The following is a 19,317-nucleotide window of genomic DNA, read 5'->3' on the forward strand; positions in this document are numbered from 1 at the left end:
CTTCTCACTCCCTCGTGTGGCTCGTACTGTCGCGGGGATCGGCGGTGCAAGCCAAATCGCTCTTCGGTGCGGGCCGTTGCGGTGCCGCTTCGGCCTACACCGAATTGGTGGGTGTCCGAGTCTGAGGCCGCCTCTAGGGGTGTGGTCGGTGGCGTGCGCGCGGGCCTAGCGGATTGCTCTCGTCGTGATGTACTCGACAGATGGAGAACATCGTCGCCAGACGTTGAAGGTACTGGGGTGACCGACTGTTCCTGCGAACCCGGGGAAGAAAGCTAAGTCAACGCTTCCCGGAGCGTCCTCTCGACGTCAGAACCGGCTAGCAGTAGGGCATTCGCGGGTGCATCAGCCTGGTCGCCGCCGGTGCATCCATTCGTCGAGAAGTCTGAGCGCGGGTCGGGCCCTATCGCGATGGGTGCCTTCGTTGGAGCGGTGGCAGGCGGATTCGCTGGATCCTTGACGGCGTGGATACTGTTGAGTGCACTGATCGATCGGAATGGTGGCGACTTCAGTGACGTGGATGGCAGCCGACTCGTATCGGTGCTATCGCTGTTCGCGACCTGTGGGACAGTCGGAGGAGCGACGGCCGGTGTGGTCGTGGGTGTCTTCGTGGGAAGTAGACGCCGTCGGCGACGCTCTTTGTCGGTCGACGGCGTCTGTGACGAGTTGACGAGTCGTGGGTCGGGTCACGGTACCTAGGCAGCTCTAGCCGCCGGCCACCCGACTGGCCAACCTCCCTGGACGTCTCAGCGAGCCGAGGCATTCGGGGCCAGCAGTTCTTAGTTGCGATCATTCCGCCCCAACTGCCCCTCCATCAGGTGCGGCAGGCACTGCGCGTTCTACTGCACCAGCACAATCTCGTCACGGCGAACCCGAGCAGACCGGCGATGGCTGATCCAGAGGCATCACCATGGACCTCATCCTGAGGCGCCTCGTCGAAGGCCGGACAATGCAGTGCTTTCGGGTCGTCGGTCCGGGGGAGCGCGAAACGGACCGCACCTGCGCGTCGGTCGGGTTGCCGATCGACTGCGTGTATGCAGCAACGACTCGGCTGTCGCCAGAATGAAGAGCGACCCGCAGGATGTGCTGTGGCCTGCGCGCTCACTCGCGGCCTATCGTCAGCCGTTCCGACAGTGTTTGAGCGAGCATGGCGTCTCGAGCCCGTCAGGGGTGTGCTGATGCGACGTGGTTGGAACCTGTTGAACTCCCGAGCCGTCTTCCATAGGTCGTTGAGCGTCAACACCACAGGGTCGTCGATCAGGCCGTCTGGCTGGGTTGTTCCCGTGATCTGCTAGGTCCTCTCTCCATCCCCTTGCGTCGGGACGCGGTACCAACCCAGCGTGCTGCAAGCAGCTCATTGGCGTAGTTGCGAGCGGATGACGTGACGCAGTTCGTGGATGCCGGGATGCGGGTCATCGATTCTGGTGCACAACTCGACCGCGCATGGCTCGATACCGCTAATCGGAACGAACACGATGTCGTTGCGCGTGTAGTACTCGGAAATTGTTGCGGCGGTTATGGCAACCACGGCACCGTTGGCAACGACTTCTAGGAGTTCGTCCATCGTCCGGACGGATGGTCCGTATATGACAGACTTGCCGCTCGGGCGCGGGTCTACGGACCACCAGTGCAGCCAATCCTCGCCGAGGGCTTCACTTTGTACGTGTACCTCGGTGTCGAGCTCGTCGATTGCGATCGTTGTCCTCTCTGCGAGACGGTGTCCGCGCGCCAGGACCGCAACCCGTGGTTCCTCGCCGATCAGTTCCAGAGCCAGGCCTTCGGTCGCCGGCAGCGGCGGGCGTACGAAGGCTGCATCGACTTTGCCGGATTCGACCGCGGTTTGCTGTTCGGACCAGTCGAGCTGCACCAGTTCGAACGGTGAGTGGAGGGCATCGAGCACGGCGCGTCCCAGCCGTCCCGCAGCACCGTTGATGAAACCGATTCGAAGAAGACGCGACTCGCGACGCTCGAGTGCAACGAGCAGACTCACTGCCTGATTGGCGGTCGCGAGGATCTCGCGGGCGCGCGGCACGAGAACTCGTCCAGCCTCGGTCAGTTCGATGGGGTGCGCGTTGCGCTCGAGGAGCCGTACGCCGAGTTGGGTCTCGAGCCGCCGAATCTGTTGGCTCAGTGCGGGTGTGGTGATGTACAGCTTGTCGGCGGCACGGCCGAAATGGCCTTCGTCCACCACTGCGAGCAGGGCTTGGAGACCGCGGAGGCTGAGATCGCTGCCGTGCACAGTGCGAGGACCGGCCACTGCGGCCTGGGATACGTCCGAACGAGACACCGTCCCATCGAACCACAAGAAGGTGATGGCTGTCACGTGCGATGAGCTGGCACGTTAACCCAACGATTATCGTCGCGTACGGAATTGCACATGTACACGGCGCATGTGCTCAAGCAGTGTTGGAGACACCACGGCGGATTCGTGGATTCCGACATTCAGGAGCATCCAGTGAGCAAGTACGAGCATGAATTCGTCCACATGATGGACGGCGTCGAGAAGCAGATCGACAGCCTCGAGAACCCGCATCATCGCAAGATTCTCAAGAACTACCGGCGCCACGCGTTGCTCGAGGTCTCCGGTCGGTACCAGGACATTCTGTCCCCGGACATGACCGTCGAAGAACCCGTCTACCGCCTATTCGAGAACGGACAGTCGATCGTTCTCGACGGCATGCAGCAGGTGGAAGCCTTCTACCAGGCTCTCGCCGAGACGGACACCCTCGTAATGTGGACCGGAGACTCGAAGTTCTCCGTCTCCGATCACGGTTTCTCGGGCGAGACTCTGTTCAGCCAGTTCGTTCCCGGTCGCATTCTCGGCGACGGTGTGTTCGGGGCGGTGCACGCGGGCGGATCGAGCACGAGTGCCGACTCGGACACCGCCGACACGATCGATCCCGACGGCTGGTATCTCGTCCGTCGGACCCTCGCGTTCGTGTGGCCGTACGACGAGGCGGGGCGTCTGGTCGGAGAGCACGTTTACGAGGACTCTGCCTCGAAGGTCGTCACTCGCGTCGATCCGAGCGAGGTCATCAGCGCCGAACGTGCCGCCGAACTTCTGGCGCCGCTGCTCGAGGACTACCTCCCGTGACCGCGCGGGTAGCGGTCGTCACTGGCGCAGCACGCGGTCTGGGCGAGGCCATTGCCCTGCGACTCTCCGCCGACTATGACGCGCTGATCCTCGCCGATCTCACCGACCGCGCGTCGGATGAATGCGCGCAGCAGTGGGAGGACGTCACAGCGGAGGTCTCGCGGGTCCGATGTGACGTCAGGGACGCCGGTTCGGTCCGTGAACTCTTCGACCGTGCCGAGGAACTCGGTGACCCCGTTGCCCTGGTCAATGCGGCCGGCGTCGGCATCTTCACTCCATTGCTCGAGATCGACGAGGCCATGTGGGACAACACGTTCGCGGTCAATACCCGCGGCACGTTCCTGACCTGTCAGGAGTTTCTGCGCCGGACCGAGGGCGCATCCGCCATCGTCAACATCGCCTCGATCGGGGCGCGTCTCGGTGGGGACATGCTGGCGCACTACGGCGCATCTAAGGCAGCCGTCATCGAGCTGAGCCACAGCGTCGCCCGGGTGGGCGCCTCCCGTGGAATTCGTTGCAACACAGTGATGCCCGGACTGATCTTGACGGACATGTGGCGGCAGACGATCGCGTTCCTGCGGGAGCGTGATCCGAACCTCGAGGCACTGTCCGACGACCAGGTCTTCCAGGGATTCGTCGAGCAGATGGTTCCCATGGGGCGCCCGCAGGAGGCCGGGGACATCGCAGAGATGGTCGCCTTCCTGCTCAGCGACGGCGCGCGCAACGTCACGGGCCAGACCGTGTCGGTCGACGGCGGAGCGGTCATGACCTGAGTGACGACATCACTCGTTCCCGGACCGGCTCATCGTGCTCGGCGCTCCGAGAATCGCTGATAGCCGAGACCGTCTCTGTCGGAGGCGGTCTCGGCTACTGTCGTGTGAGTTGGTGCCGGACCAATCGGAAACGGGGATTCCAAGCGTCCCCGCCCTGCTGACCCTGGAGGCCCGAATGATCACCACTTCCGCCCGGCCCGATGCGATCGAGAACGCTTCGCGTGACGAGATCTCGGCCTTGCAGCTCGATAGGTTGCGTTGGTCCCTGCAGCATGCATACGACAACGTTCCGCACTATCGGTCCTCTTTCAGATCTGCGGGCGTTCATCCGGCCGATCTGACGGAGCTCTCGGATCTTGCTCGGTTCCCTTTCACTACCAAATCCGATCTGCGTCAGAACTATCCGTTCGGTATGTTCGCGGTCTCGCACGATCGTGTATCACGAATTCATGCGTCCTCCGGCACTACGGGCCAGCCAACCGTAGTCGGTTACACGAGCAACGATCTGGAGAACTGGGCGAACCTGGTGGCGCGAAGTTTGCGCGCCGCGGGCGTACGCGCGGGTGACAAGGTGCACGTCGCCTACGGATATGGCTTGTTCACCGGGGGGCTCGGAGCCCACTACGGAGCAGAGCGGCTCGGTGCCACCGTCATCCCGATGTCAGGCGGCATGACCGGCCGGCAGGTCCAGCTGATTCAGGACTTCCGCCCCGACGCGATCATGGTCACCCCGTCCTACATGCTGACCATCATCGACGCCATGGTGGCCAAGGGAATCGATCCGTCCTCGACGTCTCTGCGAACCGGTGTTTTCGGCGCCGAGCCGTGGACCGAACAGATTCGGACCGAGATCGAGCAGCAGCTCGGCATGCAGGCCGTCGACATCTATGGTCTGTCCGAAGTGATGGGACCGGGTGTCGCGCAGGAGTGTGTAGAAACGAAGGACGGCCTTCATATCTGGGAGGACCACTTCTACCCCGAGGTGATCGATCCCGTCACGGGCGAGGTCCTTCCGGACGGTCAAGAGGGCGAGCTGGTGTTCACCTCGCTCACCAAAGAAGCGCTTCCGATCATCCGTTACCGCACACGCGATCTCACTCGCTTGCTGACAGGTACAGCACGGTCAATGCGCCGTATGCAAAAGGTGATCGGGCGCACCGACGACATGATCATCCTTCGCGGTGTGAACCTCTTCCCCACCCAGATCGAAGAGCTGATCCTGACCGTGCCGGCCCTCGCCCCCCAGTTCCAGTGCATCCTCGACCGCCCCGGTCGCCTGGACACCTTGACCGTGAGTGTCGAGGCCCGCACGGACACGTCAATGGCCGCTCGTTCGGCTGCTGCCGCTCAACTGCAGACTCTGGTCAAGAACCGCATCGGTGTCACTGTCGCCGTCGACGTGGTCGATCCAAACTCGATCGAGCGGTCGATCGGTAAGGCCCGCCGCCTCATCGACATTCGTCCCGACAAGTAGCCTCCGGCGTGTGCTGGTGGTCGGGGCGGCCGTGAGTTCCAGTTCTACACGAATGTGGTGAGTCCATAGTCGAATTCGCCACTGCGCGGTGTTTCGGCTCACGACCCGGTGTCGAACGCGCACCCATCAAGTCGTCGGAGACGATTGCGCTTCTGTGAACGGTGTGTCCGGACATCGCTGTGCAATCAGGCCGTCTGGGCTTTGCACCCCTCGCGACGGACACAGTGAGCAAACCGACTGGGGGAGAGGAACATGGCATGGAGTGAGCAGGCGATCGACGATGTCTTTGAAGTGGCTATTCGGACACTGCGAGGTGTCGGGAGACACCGAAGATGGCATGTGCCTGACGCTATCCGCGGCCGAGCTGGCGACCGAGAGTGTGAATGTTCTGGGCGACCTCGAAGTCGAACGGGTCAATCACCGGTCCGGTGCTGGGCAATCGGAATCATGCGCTGAGATTCCGGGAACGGGAATGGCTTTCACGATCAATGACCACCGCGTTGTCGCCGATGATGGCGCCGAGTACGGGGCGACGTTCGTCGACCTCACTGAATCAGCGACGGAAACGCCGCGTTCGGTGAATGACGCCGACGTCACATTTCCGCCACTCCGACTCATCGGAGCCGGTTGCTACGGTGAGGTGGCGTGTCCAACGCAGCGGCCGAGGAGGTGGCCGCGTCGGGGTGTGCGACAGGAGGGACACGCGGAGGGGAACTCATTTCCATGAGGATCAAGCGCGCTGCGTCCATCACTGTCGCTGGCCTGGCAGCCACCGGGGCCATTATCGCGGCGGGAGCCGGGACAGCGAGTGCTTTCACGCCAGTCAACGATCACGGGGCGACCGGCGTCGTGCTGACCCACGAAGAGACAGTTCTCGCCGCCCAGCTCCATGCCGGTGACCTGATCAACCTTGTGTACGGCGACAACTGGTTGGTCAACCTGCCGTACGATTCGATCTGGTACACCGGCGGCTGGACTCCGGTCACTGGCCATCAGCTCATCGAGGAAGCCGCCTCGCATCCACGCGGGGTGGTTGGATTCTGGGTGCAGGACACCAATGTCTACCAGTACCCGTTCTACGGGATCTCGCGCTGGTAGAGCGCGGCGCGGCGGTGTCTCACCGGTAGGCTGCGACGTCTGAACACTGATGGTGGACTGTCGGCCCACCGGGCCGAGATCCGCTGGAGAGAATGGCAGGCCCCGATCGCCGCGCTACGGGATCGGGGCCCTCTCTCGTCGGCGTGCAGGGTTGGAGATCTGTGCGCCTTCTCCATCGCCTGGTTCGGGGCGGGAGCCACACGTCCCCCTTTCTGGAGGACACCCAGTGTGTGGCTCCCGCCGTAGCCGCCCGGGAGGAGTCGACCGGGCGACGTCTCGACGGTAGAACTCCCCATCGGATCGGCGCAGGTGAACGCGGTCATCCAACCGGAATCGTCACCGCAGGCTGACCCGTGGCCCGGCCACCAACACACACAGTCCGATGAAAGCCGTGATCGCCGCGGCCACAGAGACTTCGAGACCGGCCAGCAGCGCGAATACTCCGGGGGACAACCACAATCACGGCGACACACGCCAGCCACGCGAACATCAACAGCGCCGCCTTCACGCTGCAAGCGTTAGCTGTTGGCCTGTGGTGGTATTCCGCGGTCGGTAACCGTCATCACGACGACGGCTGTGCCAATAGCGAGGATGACGATGGCGACCGAGTGGAATCCGGCGTCGGTGATGGCGTGTCCGAAGGTGAGATTGATGAGGCTGGCGGAGAAGATCGCGCCGAGGTACATGAAGGTACGGGACAGGCCCGCGGTAACCGCGACCTCGTCCGCGGGGGACTGTATGTAGAGCAGAGCTTGATTGGCGAATCCGCTGAGCCCGTTGGCGATTCCGAACAGCATCGACATGCCGACCAGTAGTAGCGTGGGGGAAGTGTGGGTGATGGTGAGCATCACTGCGCCGGTGGCGAGCATCGAGGCACCGGTGAGGATCAGCGGCCCGCGTATCCAGCCTCGGACGGAGACCAGTCGGGCGACGACGATACTGACGATCGAGAGCGGCACCAGAAGCAAGCCCACCTGGGAAGGCGTATAGCTTGCGGCTCCTTCCATCCACTGGCTGACGCCGAAGAGCGCGGTGTAGTTGCCCAGGGCGACCAGAGTCTGACGTAGATACGTTCGCAGAAGACCGCGGTTGCGGCTGAGCACTCGGGTGTTTATGAGCGGCATTGCCGCGCGCTGTTCGCGTATCACGAGCGCACCACCGAGGAGGATGGACACGGACATTAGCCACCATGCGGGGGCGGTCAGGTCAGACAGGAACACCAGCAGCGCAATGATCGATGAGGCGAATAATGCGATTCCGAGTGCGTCGACCGCTACGAGGAGAGAGCCGCTGCGTGGCCCTCTCGGCTCGTCCTGCGGCACTCCGGTGAGGGTTAGCACGAGGCTGATAACCGCCAGTGGCACGTTGATCAGAAACAATGCGCGCCAACCTAATACACCTGTCAGCACTCCACCGATTGGCAGTCCGAGCACGACGGTGACTTGGGCCGCGATGGAGAGACTGCCTAGCAACTGGCTCGGTACACCGGTCCCGGCGGATTCGGCGCGCCGACGGACGAGTTCCATTGCCGTCGGATATGCCGCCGCCGTACCGATGCCGATCAAGGCCCGGGACAACACCAGGAATCCGAATGCTGGTGCGGCCGCGCCGGCGACGCCGGCGATTGCAAGGATGACCAGTCCGGCCAGGAAGACCCGTCGTGGTCCGAAGAGGATCGCGAGCCTGCCCATCGTGGGTTGCATGGCGGCGCTGGATAGGTACAAGACCGAGATCAGCGTTGTCGTGGTACCGGGGCTCGCATCGAAGTCGACGCCGATCCCGACCAGGCCGGTGGTGATCATCGAGCTGTTGATCGGGTTGAGCGTCGATCCCAACAAGAGTGGGCCAGTGAACCGTATTCCGAATGGCGTGCCGGGGGTCGGCGTGGGCTCGTCCGCTGTCACAGCACTGCTAGAACGTCCGCGGTGGTTCCGGTCTGAGCGATGCCGGGGAAGACGGTCGTGACGCTGTGGTTGTGCCGTTCCAGTGTTCGGTCGGTCATGGCGTCGACTGGCAGCGTGACATGGAAGCCACGCTCGTATGCGTCGAGGGCGGTGGTTTCGACGCCGACACTGGTAGCGAGTCCGACGACAACCACTTGAGTCACTTCGAGGCTGTGCAAACGATCGGCTAGGCCGGTTCCGGTGAAGCCGCTGCGGGCACGCTTGGTGACGCGGATATCACCGGGTTGCGGATCCACCTGCTCGATCAGTTCGGTCCAATCCGCGGGAAGCCGGGAGGCATCGACTACACCCGTATCGGTTCTGCCGGGCGGCGTACCCGCGACATTCACCAACGCCACCGGCAGGCCACGCGCCCGGAAAACCTGTAGCAGCACGCCGATTCGCTGAATGACCGTGTCAACTGAGTGCACAGTCGGCATACCTACGACGCCCTTCTGCATGTCGACGACGATAAGCGCGGTCTTCGGGTCCACGGTGGTGATCGGCATGGAAGCTCCTTTGTACGAGAAAGAATTGGAGATGAAAAGGGCGCGCGGGAGCCAGCTATCGCTCCACCTGTGGTGGCTTCGACTAGCGAGTAGGCCCATACCGTGAGCTCACCCGGTGCGGGCGAGCTGAAGCGAGGACCTTCGGTGACTTGATGCCCGATGGTGCTTCCTACCGGGCGGGGTCGGGAGCGTCAGAAGGTTATTCGAACAGCTTGTGGGGACCGGTCACTGATCTTGCATGGTGGCCAGTCGGGCGGAGGCTGCAAGCCGGACCTGTTGCACCATATGGTCTTCGGCGCCCTGGGCATCTCCGGACTCGATCAAAGCCAGCAGGCGCGCGTGTGTTTCCACGGCTTGTGCGGCCACTTTCGGGTTCGACCACACCGACTGCTCGATGGGAATGGGATGACTCTCCCAGATCCACTGCAGGTGCCTGGCGATGATCGAGCGTCCCCCGACGCACGCAATCTGAGCATGGAACTCGCGGCTGAGAGCGGACATTCGCGCGGCGTCGCCGGCGTCGAGGGCTGCCCGCAATTCCCGATGGATGTCGTGCAGGCGGTGAAGCTCCTCGGGAGAGATCGAGGTAGCGGCCAGTCGCGCGGCCAAACCCTCGACGGTGGCGCGCAGCAGGTAGAGCTCCTCCATTTCGCCGGCGGCTAGCTCGGCGACCTTGGCGCCGAAGTTGGGCTCGTAGACGACCAGCCCGACCGACTCCAGATTGCGCAGCGCCTCGCGCACGGGAGTGATGGACACGCCGAGCCGTTCGGCGACCTTGTCCTGCCCGATGGGCGTCCCGGGGGCGAGCGCGCCGCTGAGGATCTCCGATCGCAGCACATCCTGTACGTAACTGGCCCGGCTGCCGGGGGGTTTAACGGCGGCGTAGGTGAGGCCGAGTCCGGACTGTGCGGTCCCGGTTGTGGCGGATGCGCTGCGCCGTGCCATCGAGTCGGCCTCCCTTTCTGAGTGCGTCGCCCTGATCGTACTGCCTCCACAGGCCCCTTGACGTCCCATCTTATAACTTATAAGTTAGCGCCATGATGTGTTCTGAGTCACTGAAGGTTGTGGATGCTGCCACCCTGTTCGCAGGCCCACTGGCGGCGACGATGCTGGCGGACTTCGGCGCCGACGTCGTCAAGGTCGAGCACCCGCTGCGTGGGGATCCCAGCCGCGGGCACGGCGCGGCCAAGAACGGCACCGGCCTGGTCTGGAAACAGCTCGGCCGCAACAAACGGCCGATTGGCGTGGATCTGTCCGCGGAAGAGGGTCAGGCGATCGCGCGGGCGTTGCTGGCTGACGCCGACGTGCTCATCGAGAACTTCCGTCCAGGAACGCTGGAGCGCTGGAACCTGGGGCCGGAGGTATTGCATGAGCTGAATCCGCGTCTAGTGATCGCCCGTGTTACTGCCTTCGGTCAATTCGGGCCGCGCTCGCACGAGCCAGGTTTTGGCACCCTCGCCGAGGCAATGAGCGGATTCGCCGCCATGACCGGTGAACCGGACGGACCGCCAACTTTGCCACCGCTTGCCTTGGCTGATGGAATTGCCGGCCTGGCGACGGCTTTCGCGATCATGGTGGCGCTCCGCGAGCGGGAAAGCACTGGCCGGGGACAGGTGATCGACCTCGCCATCATCGAACCGATATTGATGATGCTGGGCGCGCAGATCACTGTCTACGACGCGCTAGGGGTGGTACCCCGCCGGACAGGGAACCGGTCGGACAACAACGCGCCCCGCAATATCTATCGCAGCCGGGATGGCCGCTGGCTCGCGGTATCGACCAGCGCCCAGTCCATCGCCGAACGGGTAATGACGCTGGTCGGCCGCGCGGACTTGGTGCAGGAGCCGTGGTTCGCTAGCGGGTACGGCCGCGTTCAGCACATCGACGAGGTCGATGGCGCGGTTGCACAGTGGATCGCCGATCGTGACGCCACAGAGGTGATCGAGGCGTTTACCGAGGCGCAGGCCGCGATTTCGCCCGTCTACGACATCGCCGATATCTTCGGCGACCCTCAATACAAGGCGCTCGAGACCATTGTGCGCCTTCCCGATCTCGACCTCGGCGCCGTGGCCATGCAGAATGTGCTGTTCCGGCTGTCGGAATCACCTGGGGCGATCCGCTGGGCAGGGCGCGCGCTCGGTGCGGACACCGACGAGGTGCTCAGCGAAGCCGGGTTCTCCATTGAGCAGATCCAAGCCTGGCGGGGAGCTGGTGTTGTGGCATGAGATACCCAGCTACCTGGCTGTATGTTCCCGGCGATCGACCGGACAGAATGACCAAAGCCGTCAGCTCCGGCGCTGAGGTCGTCGTACTCGATCTGCAGGACGCGGTCGCCGAATCCCGGAAAGTACACGCTCGCGCGGCGGTCGCCGAATTCCTTGCGACGGCCGAGCCTCAGGCGAGCGCGCCACGAATCCACGTCCGGATCAACAGCATTCTCACCGAAACCGGCCGCCGTGATCTCGACGCCATCGCCGGGCTGCCCACGCTCGCGGGCGTCCGGCTACCGAAAGTCGAATCACCTGCAGACATCGAAGCAGCCACCGGTGTGGTCCGCGCGGCCGGCTCCCAAGTCGGATTTCATTGCCTGATCGAGACCGCCATCGGCGTGGAGAATGCCTACCGCATCGCCGCTACACCCGGCGTTACCGCGATCTCCCTGGGAGAAGGCGACCTGAGCGCCGAACTGCGCGCCCTCGACGAACAGGCACTGGGATGGGTCCGCAGCCGCATCGTCGTGGCCGCCGCAGCCGCGCACCTACCACCGCCCTCGATGGCGGTGTTCGGAAACATCAAGGACGCCGCGGGACTACGTGAATCCTGCCAGCGGGGGAGACGGCTGGGTATGCGTGGTCGCTCCGCGATCCACCCAGCGCAGCTGCCGGTCATCGCCGAGGCGTTCCGCCCTTCAGCCGCCGAGGTCGATCAGGCCCAACGCATCATTTCCGCGGCGGGCCCCCAGGCCGGCGGATTCGCCATGGATGACGGCACTTTCGTCGATCAGCCGGTCGTGGCTGCGGCCCGCGCGACCCTCGAATGGGCTGAGCTCTATCCACCACTCCAGTGCACAAGGACGTGAACCATGAGTGACCAACCTACGCCGGACCGACCCCCGGAACTGATCGAATTCCTCGACATCGCCATGACCTTCCGGGACACCAAACATTCCTTCCGGGCCATCGATGGGCTGTCGTTGTCGATTCCCCGCGGACAGTTTTGCTGCATCGTCGGTCCCAGCGGATGCGGCAAGTCCACCCTGCTCAATATGGTCGCCGGTCTGCTACCGCCTACCGGGGGCCAAGTCCGCTACGACGGGAAGCCGGTAGTGGGGCCCAACACTCGCGTCGGCTACGTCACCCAGAAGGACAACCTTCTGCCGTGGCGCACCGTACGTGCCAACGTGCGGCTTCCCCTGGAACTGCGCGGCGTCGGCAAGGCCGAGACCGAGCGGCGCACCGACGAAGTGCTCGAATTGGTCGGGCTGGATGCATTCGGCGATGCGTACCCACGCCAACTGTCCGGCGGAATGCGCAAGCGCGTGACACTGGCTCGCACGCTGGTATACGAACCGGAGGTCATCCTCGCCGACGAACCCTTCGGCGCCCTCGACAGCCAACTACGCACGGTGCTCCAGGGGGAACTGCTCAACCTCCGCGACCGCACCAACGCCACCGTCGTGTTTATCACTCACGATCTCGGCGAAGCGATCGCACTGGGAGACCGCGTGGTGGTCCTCAGCGCACGACCCAGCCACATCCTGCTCGACGAAACCGTCGAGCTGCCGCATCCCCGCAATGTCTTCACCGCGCGATTCGATCCGGAATATGCGCGCTTGCACGAAACGCTCTGGGCCGCGCTGAGCCCCGAGGTGGAGTCAGGAGTGTCGGCATGAGTACCGCCGCAGCTGTCCGCACCACCGCGCAGACCATGAGGGCTCCGGCGATCGACACCGACCACGACACCCGCTATCGCCGCAAGCAGCGCACCTATCGCCTGGTGGTGCTCACAATCCGGATCCTGATCGTCGCCGCGCTGTTGGGTGCTTGGCAGATGCTGTCGGGACCGGTCATCGACCCGTTTTGGGTCTCGTCACCACAGGCCATCGCCGACCGGCTGGTCGAGTGGACCCGCGACGGCACACTCGCCACCAATGCGCGGGCGACGCTGCTGGCTATGGCCATCGGGCTGGTGCTTGGTTCGTCAGCTGGCATCGTCACCGGATTCCTTCTGGGCCGCAATCGGTTTCTCGGCGATGTGTTCAACCCCTTCATCATCGCTATGAACAGCCTGCCCAAGCTCGCACTGGCGCCGCTGTTCATCCTCTGGTTCGGCATCGGCCTTCAATCCAAGGTCATCATGACCGCGCTGGTGTGCTTCTTCCTGGTCTTCTACAACACTTTCGCCGGTGCCCGCGATACCGACGCTGAACTACTCGGGGTTGTCACCGTCCTCGGTGCCAACGGACGACAGCGGCTACTGAAAGTGATACTGCCGCAGACCATGTCGTGGATCTTGACCGGACTTCGCCTGGCCGTTCCCTATTCGCTGGTCGGTGCCGTCGTCTCCGAGATCACCGCCTCCAACGAAGGATTGGGCCACCTGCTCAAGACGTCCGCCAATACTTTCGACACGGCGGGCACGTTCGCCGCCATCGCCGTCCTCGTGGTGGTCGCACTGCTGCTCAATATCGCCGTCACCCGTGCCGAGGGCCTCAGCTCCCGGTGGAAGTGAAAGAAGCACCATGAAAAAGAACACTCGAATCGCGGCAATCGTGGCCGCCCTCACCCTCACCGGGTCCACAGTCGCCGGTTGCGCCGGCGGCGGGCCCACCATCACCAACTGTTCCGGACAAACGGTGAAACTCGGACAATCCACCGCCAGTAACCTGCAATACGCGGCGCTGTACGTTGCCGAGGACAAGGGCTACCTCGATGACGAGGGCCTGCGAATCGAAACACTGGAAATGGGCGGTGGATCAGAGGCCATCCAGGCTCTCGCCGGCGGCAGCGTCGATGTCGCCTTGACCACCTTCGCGGCAATCCTCAGCGCCGCGGAACGCGGCGCACCCGTGGTGGCGTTCGCCGCCACATCCAACCGCAACACCGCCGACATCGGAATCAAGAACCGCTACGCGCCGGCTGCGGACGCGGATCTCGATACCGCCGTACGTGCTCTGCGCGGACACAAGGTGGCAGTCACCTCAGCCGGCTCGGGAGCCGACCAGACGCTGCGATATTTGCTACGGCATGCCGGGATGAACCCCGACTCCGATGTCGACATCGTCGCGGTGGGTGGCGCGGCCGAAACCGTCGCCGCCTTCGCCAATGGCTCGGTCGACGCCTACATCATCGGCCCGCCGTCCTCGCTCGTGGCCGCCGAGCGCGGCGACGGTCAGGTCATGCTGCGCCTGGCCTCCGGGATCGCCCCCGACCTGGACAACCTGCTCTACGCTGTTGCCGCAACGAGCAATGCCACCATGAGCCGCAAGGAAGCAGTACTGGGCTGTTTCGCCCGTGCGCTGAACAAGGCCGACGCCCTGATCCACGACCAGCCGCAGCAGGCGGGTGCTCTCGTCCGACACCGCTTCCCCGAAATGACTGACGCCCAGTTCGCGCTCAGCTGGGACCCGATCGTCAAGGCCACACCGGCCACGGCCGCCATCAATCTCGACGAAGCCGCCAAAGCGGCCCAGTTCGTAAGCACGGTGCTGGACAAGCCCGGCGTGGACGCAACCCGCGCCTACGACCTCCGATTCTCCGAGGACCTTCAATGAACGACTACACTGCCGCAGCCCCCCTTTCCTCGCTGCCGAGCATCCTCGATGCCATGAAAGACATGCGCACAATCGAACTGGGACAGCCACTCGAGGACGGCATGCCGTGCTCGCCCAGCCATCCCGGCTTCCGAATGGCTCTGCTGCGCCGACATGGTGACCGAGTCAACGCCTCAGGCGGTTCAGGTGCCAACGAACTCATCGTCACCGGCGGGCACGTCGGCACACATCTCGACGCGCTCTGCCACGCGGCCATCGACGGCCGCATGCACGGCGGCGTGGACGCACACACGGCCAGCGTCGGCGGGCGATTCACCGCACACGGTGTCGATACTGTGGCACCGTTCCTGTGCCGAGGCGTGCTGGCCGACATCCCGAAGTTGCTCGGCGTGCCCCGCCTCGAGCCAGGTTTCGGCATCACGGCCGAACATCTTCGCGAGGCATTCGGCAAGCTGGCTCCCGGCAAAGGCGACGTCGCGCTGGTGCGTACTGGATGGCCGCAGCTCTACCACGATCCCGACGCCTATATCGGCCACACGACCGGAGTTCCCGGAATCACAGCCGACGCCGCGAACTATCTGGCTGACACCGGAATCCGCGCGGTGTGTAGCGACACAATCGCCACCGATCAGATCCTGCCGGGCCGCGGCCACGCCGCCCTGCCCGCCCACGGAATCCTGCTGGTCGAGCGTGGCGTGCACATCATGGAAGTGCTGACCTTCGAAGAACTCGCCGCCACCGGCGCGCGCGAGCTGCTGTATCTGGCGGTGCCACTGCGGATCACCGGCGCCACCGGGTCACCGATCCGCCCGCTAGCTCTGATCCACAGGGGGCACGCTGATGCCGAATGATCTGGCCCTCAGACTGGCCGACTGGGCCCACTCGGCCTACACCCACGCCGAGGTTCCGTACTCTGCCCTTGCCGCGGCTGGCTTGCACTTGGTCGACACCATCGCCGTCGCGATCGCCGGAGCCGGTGAACCCCCGGTCGAGTCCATGCGCAGGGCCACTCGAACGCACGGCGGCGCCGGTCGGCTCGCCCTCGTCCTGGGCACCGCCGCGCACGCACTCGACTACGACAACGCCCAGACACCATCACTGGTCCACCCCAGCTGTGTCATCGTTCCGACCGCCGTCGCCGCCACGGCCGGCCGCCCAGATCGCGGTCCTGGAAAGCTACTGCACGCCCTCGCGGTGGGAGAAGAGATCAGCCTCTGGCTCGGCGAAACCGCCGTCGCCGATGGCAACTCCATCCTGTTCGAGCGAGGCTTCCATCCCACAGCGGTCTGTACACCGATCGGCGCCGCAGTGACTGCGGGTCTCCTTCGTGGCCTGAACCCGGACGAACTTGCCCACGCCATCGGGACCGCCGCTTCTCTGTCCGGCGGCATTCTCGAGGGCAACCGAACCGGCGGGCAGACCAAACCGATGCATGCCGGATTCGCCTCCGCCGCCGGAATTTTCGCCGCCGATCTAGCCGCTGCCGGAGCAACGGCGCCGCCGACCTCGCTCGAAGGCCGATTCGGCTTCCTCCACGCCTTCCTCGGCGTCGACCCCGCCGCCATACAGTGGCCATTCGACCGGGCCGAGGGCTGGCGCCTCGAGTCGGTCGTGACGAAGCCGTATCCCACCAACGGCTTCATACACTCGTCGATCGACGCCGCACTGCTCCTGCGGGAGCAGGGGTTCCGTCTCGAGCCCGGCGCCCGTCTGCAGATCGGAGTAGCCGAACCGGTACTGCGTACGATTGCGTTTCCCGAAGCCTCGAAATACGCACCATCCGACGCCTACGCTGCGCGATTCTCCGGTCCGGTAGTCGTGGCAATTGCCATGCTCGGTGGATCGGGCCTCGGCGTCGGACTTGCGGATTTCGATGGCGTGAACGGCCCCGACGAAACTGTGCTCGCGGCGGCCCAGCAAGTGCGTTTTGCCGCCGATCCGCATGCCAGTGCGGCTTTTCCGAAACATGTAGTCAGCATCGCGGCTGGAATCGACGGCGACGGCAACCAGTATCACGCCCGAATCGGCACCGGCCGCGGAAGCCCGGAGAACCCCCTGTCGACGCGCGAGCTATTCATGAAGTTCGAGGACTGTGTCGCTCCGCGGCTCGGCACCTCCGCCAGCACCGCGCTGTGGGACAACCTCCAGTCAGGCATCAGTGGTGATGGGACCACCCTCGCCACGGCGATCTTCACATTCACCGCGCTCTTCGACTGAGCCCAGGCATTCGTTTTCGGCCCACTGCGACACGATGCGGTCGATGTCGACGGCCTTCCCGTCGGTCGGACGACGAGACCACCGACAACCCGCAGGCAGATGCGATCCAGTGCCGGTCGCCGCGCCGCGCGGCGCCACCAAGTGAGTCTGGGGCAGTGACTCGAAAGGCCCCCACCATCAACCCCGATGGTGGGAGCCTTCGCCGTTTCCGGCCGAAGCCGCGTGGCACACCTGGACGCCACACCACCCGGCCCCGTCGGCGCGGCGCCCGGACCTCGTCGGGGGAATGGCCCGGGCACCGCAAGTCCGACGATAACGACAGTGGCCGGATCCCGTGGCGACTGTGGCGCACCTCTCGAGAACGGAACTGGGCCGACCCTCATGTAATCGCAGCACCAACGCAAGGTGCGGCCAGGCGGGGAACCCCCTGCATCCGCCGCCCGGCCGCTTTCGCATGCGCCTATCGGAGGCAGCGCACATGCACCTTGCTGCGGCATGGGTCCGCAGCGATCGTGACGCTAGCGTCCGGGTGGCCACCAAGCGGGAGAACGCGTCCGCCCCCCGCGGCTTTCATCCCCAGGTTCGCCCCTTCGCAGACTCGCCAAGTAGCTTCCCGGACTATGGCCAGTGACATCGAGAAGGTGACCGTCATCGTGTCCGCGCACCGACTGGACTCGTACCGCAGCGTCGAGGCGCGCGCCCGGCAACAGTGGGCATGCATACTTCGCGACCGCGACGACCAGTGTCTCGACGCCGGCCTTCATCTAGTCGACAACCAGTCCGACTCGGACCTGGTCGACCACCTCGTGTATCGCTTCGAAGGCACAGTCGTCGCATGCGCGGCAGCCCCTTGACCGGCTGATGCTCGGCAACACCGAGGTCGCGATCATACGGCCATGACATCGAATCCCTCATATCGCCGACACCGCCGAGGTTGTGAGTCGCCGCGGTAACTGACCTGCATCTATCAGCGGTAAACGTCTGGTACCCCTGTCGGCTTCCAACCCTGCCACAGCGCTAGTGACTGACGGTCAGTCACATGAGATAGTCGATGCATGGTTGATCTTGATGTTGTAGCGAATCCGGCGGTGTTGGGCGTGATTGTCGGGAGTCTGCGTAGGGAGTCTGTGACACGTCGCCTGGCCCAAAGGCTGGTGGAGCTGTCTCCGGCGTCGTTGTCGCCGCGGTTCATCGAGATTGGTGATCTGCCGCTGTACAACGAGGACTTGGATATCGAGGTCGTGGCGGAGCCGCCGGCGCAGTGGGCCCGGTTCCGGGGGCAGGTGCGGGACTGTGACGCAATCTTGTTCGTCACGCCGGAGTACAACCGGTCGGTGCCCGCGCCGTTGAAGAACGCGATCGATGTGGGATCGGCGCCGCACTATCAGAACGCCTTCGATGGGCTGCCGGCGGCGATTGTGTCGGCGTCCCCGGGAAGGATGGGCGCGTTCGGGGCGAATCACCACTTGCGGCAGTCGCTGGTGTTTCTAGACATGCCCACGATGCAGCAGCCGGAGTTGTATCTCGGCGGTAGCTATGGCCTGTTCGATGAGCGTGGGGAGCTCTCTGACCCGAAGGTGGCGGACATGCTTGCCGCCTACATGTCCCGGTTCGGGGCATGGGTGGAGCGGCACCCGAGGGTCTCGGCATGAATGCGGGGATGAGCAGGAGAGCACCCGAGTTGCGTCGGGACGCGGTGATAGACGCAGCGCGCGAGCTATTCATCCAGCACGGTCAGAGCGGCACCAGTGTCGATGCGATCGCGAAGCGTGCCGGTGTGGCGAAGGGCACGGTGTATCTCTACTTCCCGTCAAAGGAACACATCGTTGATGCGATCGAGACGCAGTTCAACGCTCGGGTCCTCGATCGGGTCCAGGCGGCCGCCCGCGGCTTCGCCGAGGCGGGCGCGGACGCGATCACAGCGTGGTGTGTCGAGCTGGCCCACGCCTATCTCGACCAGCTCGATACTCACGACATGCTCTTCTACGGCCGCGCCACCTCCCGCGAGACGGACAACCCGCTGCTCGACGACCTTGCTGCCCTCCTCGCCGCTCAGGGATACCCCACCCCCGACCCCACGGCGGCTTTCCTTCTCGGCGGCGCCACCCTCATCATCGACCGGGCCATCGCCACTGGCGACACCACGCGGCGCGAGGAACTCACCCAGACGCTGACGCCACTCATTCGGGTTGTCATCGAAGGGCACGAGGTCGTCTCGTGATCGTTCGATCACGAGACGGTTCCCCCAGTTTCGGGTTGAGCGGTGCGTCCGTGTCTTATGACTCGTGATGGAGAGATCCGTTCCGATCCACCCCGGGCCGCGCCGCGGTGTCCCCGCCGCAATAGCGGCCGATCGCCCGCCCAAACCAGGAGGCAACGGGACGGGCGAGCTCTGATGGGACGGGAGTACGTTCTTGTCGGGACCGATCCCGCCCCCCT

General features: G+C 64.4%; 18 protein-coding genes. 14 read left to right on the forward strand and 4 right to left on the reverse strand.

Annotated elements, in window-relative coordinates; translation table 11 throughout:
* Nucleotides 1-1,351: 1,351 nt before the first annotated feature.
* The gene (locus ACQ5DX_RS27500; protein WP_430335925.1) at nt 1,352-2,320 is read right to left on the reverse strand and encodes a LysR family transcriptional regulator; all 969 of its coding nucleotides are present in this window, start codon (nt 2,318-2,320) and stop codon (nt 1,352-1,354) included.
* Nucleotides 2,321-2,482: 162 nt separating this feature from the next.
* Between ACQ5DX_RS27500 and ACQ5DX_RS27505 the strand changes: the two genes are divergently transcribed.
* The 4 genes from ACQ5DX_RS27505 to ACQ5DX_RS27520 all read left to right on the forward strand — a co-directional run bounded on the left by ACQ5DX_RS27505 (nt 2,483) and on the right by ACQ5DX_RS27520 (nt 6,436).
* The gene (locus ACQ5DX_RS27505) at nt 2,483-3,091 is read left to right on the forward strand and encodes a hypothetical protein (protein WP_430336325.1); all 609 of its coding nucleotides are present in this window, start codon (nt 2,483-2,485) and stop codon (nt 3,089-3,091) included.
* Complete coding sequence (locus ACQ5DX_RS27510; RefSeq protein ID WP_430335926.1) at nt 3,088-3,864, forward strand: SDR family NAD(P)-dependent oxidoreductase; 777 nt, start codon at nt 3,088-3,090, stop codon at nt 3,862-3,864. Before ACQ5DX_RS27505 ends, ACQ5DX_RS27510 begins: the two co-directional genes overlap by 4 nt.
* Before the next feature lie 175 nt (nt 3,865-4,039).
* Complete coding sequence (gene paaK / locus ACQ5DX_RS27515) at nt 4,040-5,338, forward strand: phenylacetate--CoA ligase PaaK (protein WP_430335927.1); 1,299 nt, start codon at nt 4,040-4,042, stop codon at nt 5,336-5,338.
* Nucleotides 5,339-6,061: 723 nt separating this feature from the next.
* Entirely contained in the window at nt 6,062-6,436 is a 375-nt protein-coding gene (locus tag ACQ5DX_RS27520) for a hypothetical protein (protein WP_430335928.1), read from the forward strand.
* 518 nt (nt 6,437-6,954) lie between these two features.
* On the opposite strand, the gene ACQ5DX_RS27525 is transcribed toward ACQ5DX_RS27520, so the two are convergent.
* From ACQ5DX_RS27525 to ACQ5DX_RS27535, 3 genes are all read right to left on the reverse strand, one after another.
* Nucleotides 6,955-8,340: an MFS transporter gene (locus ACQ5DX_RS27525; protein ID WP_430335929.1), complete on the reverse strand. Its 1,386-nt coding sequence runs from the start codon at nt 8,338-8,340 to the stop codon at nt 6,955-6,957.
* Entirely contained in the window at nt 8,337-8,888 is a 552-nt protein-coding gene (locus tag ACQ5DX_RS27530) for a cysteine hydrolase family protein (protein WP_430335930.1), read from the reverse strand. The genes ACQ5DX_RS27525 and ACQ5DX_RS27530 overlap by 4 nt, the downstream gene beginning before the upstream one ends.
* 225 nt (nt 8,889-9,113) lie before the next feature.
* On the reverse strand, nt 9,114-9,833 hold the full coding sequence (locus ACQ5DX_RS27535; protein WP_430335931.1) for a GntR family transcriptional regulator: 720 nt from the start codon (nt 9,831-9,833) through the stop codon (nt 9,114-9,116).
* A 92-nt stretch (nt 9,834-9,925) separates the two neighbouring features.
* On the opposite strand from ACQ5DX_RS27535, the gene ACQ5DX_RS27540 reads away from it, so the two are divergent.
* The 10 genes from ACQ5DX_RS27540 (at nt 9,926) to ACQ5DX_RS27585 (ending at nt 19,099) form a co-directional block, all read left to right on the forward strand.
* Entirely contained in the window at nt 9,926-11,113 is a 1,188-nt protein-coding gene (locus ACQ5DX_RS27540) for a CaiB/BaiF CoA transferase family protein (RefSeq protein WP_430335932.1), read from the forward strand.
* Nucleotides 11,110-11,967, forward strand: coding sequence for an HpcH/HpaI aldolase/citrate lyase family protein (locus ACQ5DX_RS27545; protein ID WP_430335933.1), 858 nt, complete (start codon nt 11,110-11,112; stop codon nt 11,965-11,967). The genes ACQ5DX_RS27540 and ACQ5DX_RS27545 overlap by 4 nt, the downstream gene beginning before the upstream one ends.
* A 63-nt stretch (nt 11,968-12,030) precedes the next feature.
* A complete protein-coding gene (locus tag ACQ5DX_RS27550; protein WP_430335934.1) occupies nt 12,031-12,780 on the forward strand; it encodes an ABC transporter ATP-binding protein in 750 nt (249 codons plus the stop codon).
* Nucleotides 12,777-13,619, forward strand: a complete 843-nt coding sequence (locus tag ACQ5DX_RS27555) for an ABC transporter permease (protein WP_430335935.1) — start codon at nt 12,777-12,779, stop codon at nt 13,617-13,619. The genes ACQ5DX_RS27550 and ACQ5DX_RS27555 overlap by 4 nt, the downstream gene beginning before the upstream one ends.
* A gap of 10 nt (nt 13,620-13,629) precedes the next feature.
* Nucleotides 13,630-14,661 (forward strand): ABC transporter substrate-binding protein, encoded by a 1,032-nt coding sequence (locus tag ACQ5DX_RS27560; RefSeq protein WP_430335936.1) that lies wholly within the window; start codon nt 13,630-13,632, stop codon nt 14,659-14,661.
* A gap of 62 nt (nt 14,662-14,723) precedes the next feature.
* Nucleotides 14,724-15,512 carry a cyclase family protein gene (locus tag ACQ5DX_RS27565; protein WP_430336326.1) on the forward strand — a complete coding sequence of 263 codons (789 nt, stop codon included), beginning with the start codon at nt 14,724-14,726 and terminating at the stop codon, nt 15,510-15,512.
* Complete coding sequence (locus tag ACQ5DX_RS27570) at nt 15,502-16,878, forward strand: MmgE/PrpD family protein (RefSeq protein ID WP_430335937.1); 1,377 nt, start codon at nt 15,502-15,504, stop codon at nt 16,876-16,878. Before ACQ5DX_RS27565 ends, ACQ5DX_RS27570 begins: the two co-directional genes overlap by 11 nt.
* A gap of 620 nt (nt 16,879-17,498) precedes the next feature.
* Nucleotides 17,499-17,732, forward strand: coding sequence for a hypothetical protein (locus ACQ5DX_RS27575; RefSeq protein ID WP_430335938.1), 234 nt, complete (start codon nt 17,499-17,501; stop codon nt 17,730-17,732).
* Nucleotides 17,733-17,933: 201 nt separating this feature from the next.
* Nucleotides 17,934-18,530, forward strand: a complete 597-nt coding sequence (locus ACQ5DX_RS27580) for an NADPH-dependent FMN reductase (RefSeq protein WP_430335939.1) — start codon at nt 17,934-17,936, stop codon at nt 18,528-18,530.
* 29 nt (nt 18,531-18,559) lie between these two features.
* A complete protein-coding gene (locus ACQ5DX_RS27585) occupies nt 18,560-19,099 on the forward strand; it encodes a TetR/AcrR family transcriptional regulator (protein ID WP_430335940.1) in 540 nt (179 codons plus the stop codon).
* Nucleotides 19,100-19,317: the final 218 nt, after the last annotated feature.

It is taken from the genome of Rhodococcus sp. ACT016, from assembly GCF_050477185.1.
Classification (GTDB): Bacteria; Actinomycetota; Actinomycetes; order Mycobacteriales; family Mycobacteriaceae; genus Prescottella.

Bases quoted from the DNA above. Each gene is read 5' to 3' on its own strand.
- ACQ5DX_RS27505 (WP_430336325.1), top strand. From the start codon at position 2,483: ATGATGGACGGCGTCGAGAAGCAGATCGACAGCCTCGAGAACCCGCAT.
- paaK (WP_430335927.1), top strand. From the start codon at position 4,040: ATGATCACCACTTCCGCCCGGCCCGATGCGATCGAGAACGCTTCGCGT.
- ACQ5DX_RS27520 (WP_430335928.1), top strand. From the start codon at position 6,062: ATGAGGATCAAGCGCGCTGCGTCCATCACTGTCGCTGGCCTGGCAGCC.
- ACQ5DX_RS27530 (WP_430335930.1), bottom strand. From the start codon at position 8,888: ATGCCGATCACCACCGTGGACCCGAAGACCGCGCTTATCGTCGTCGAC.
- ACQ5DX_RS27535 (WP_430335931.1), bottom strand. From the start codon at position 9,833: ATGGCACGGCGCAGCGCATCCGCCACAACCGGGACCGCACAGTCCGGA.
- ACQ5DX_RS27540 (WP_430335932.1), top strand. From the start codon at position 9,926: ATGATGTGTTCTGAGTCACTGAAGGTTGTGGATGCTGCCACCCTGTTC.
- ACQ5DX_RS27545 (WP_430335933.1), top strand. From the start codon at position 11,110: ATGAGATACCCAGCTACCTGGCTGTATGTTCCCGGCGATCGACCGGAC.
- ACQ5DX_RS27550 (WP_430335934.1), top strand. From the start codon at position 12,031: ATGACCTTCCGGGACACCAAACATTCCTTCCGGGCCATCGATGGGCTG.
- ACQ5DX_RS27555 (WP_430335935.1), top strand. From the start codon at position 12,777: ATGAGTACCGCCGCAGCTGTCCGCACCACCGCGCAGACCATGAGGGCT.
- ACQ5DX_RS27560 (WP_430335936.1), top strand. From the start codon at position 13,630: ATGAAAAAGAACACTCGAATCGCGGCAATCGTGGCCGCCCTCACCCTC.
- ACQ5DX_RS27565 (WP_430336326.1), top strand. From the start codon at position 14,724: ATGCGCACAATCGAACTGGGACAGCCACTCGAGGACGGCATGCCGTGC.
- ACQ5DX_RS27570 (WP_430335937.1), top strand. From the start codon at position 15,502: ATGCCGAATGATCTGGCCCTCAGACTGGCCGACTGGGCCCACTCGGCC.
- ACQ5DX_RS27575 (WP_430335938.1), top strand. From the start codon at position 17,499: ATGGCCAGTGACATCGAGAAGGTGACCGTCATCGTGTCCGCGCACCGA.
- ACQ5DX_RS27580 (WP_430335939.1), top strand. From the start codon at position 17,934: ATGGTTGATCTTGATGTTGTAGCGAATCCGGCGGTGTTGGGCGTGATT.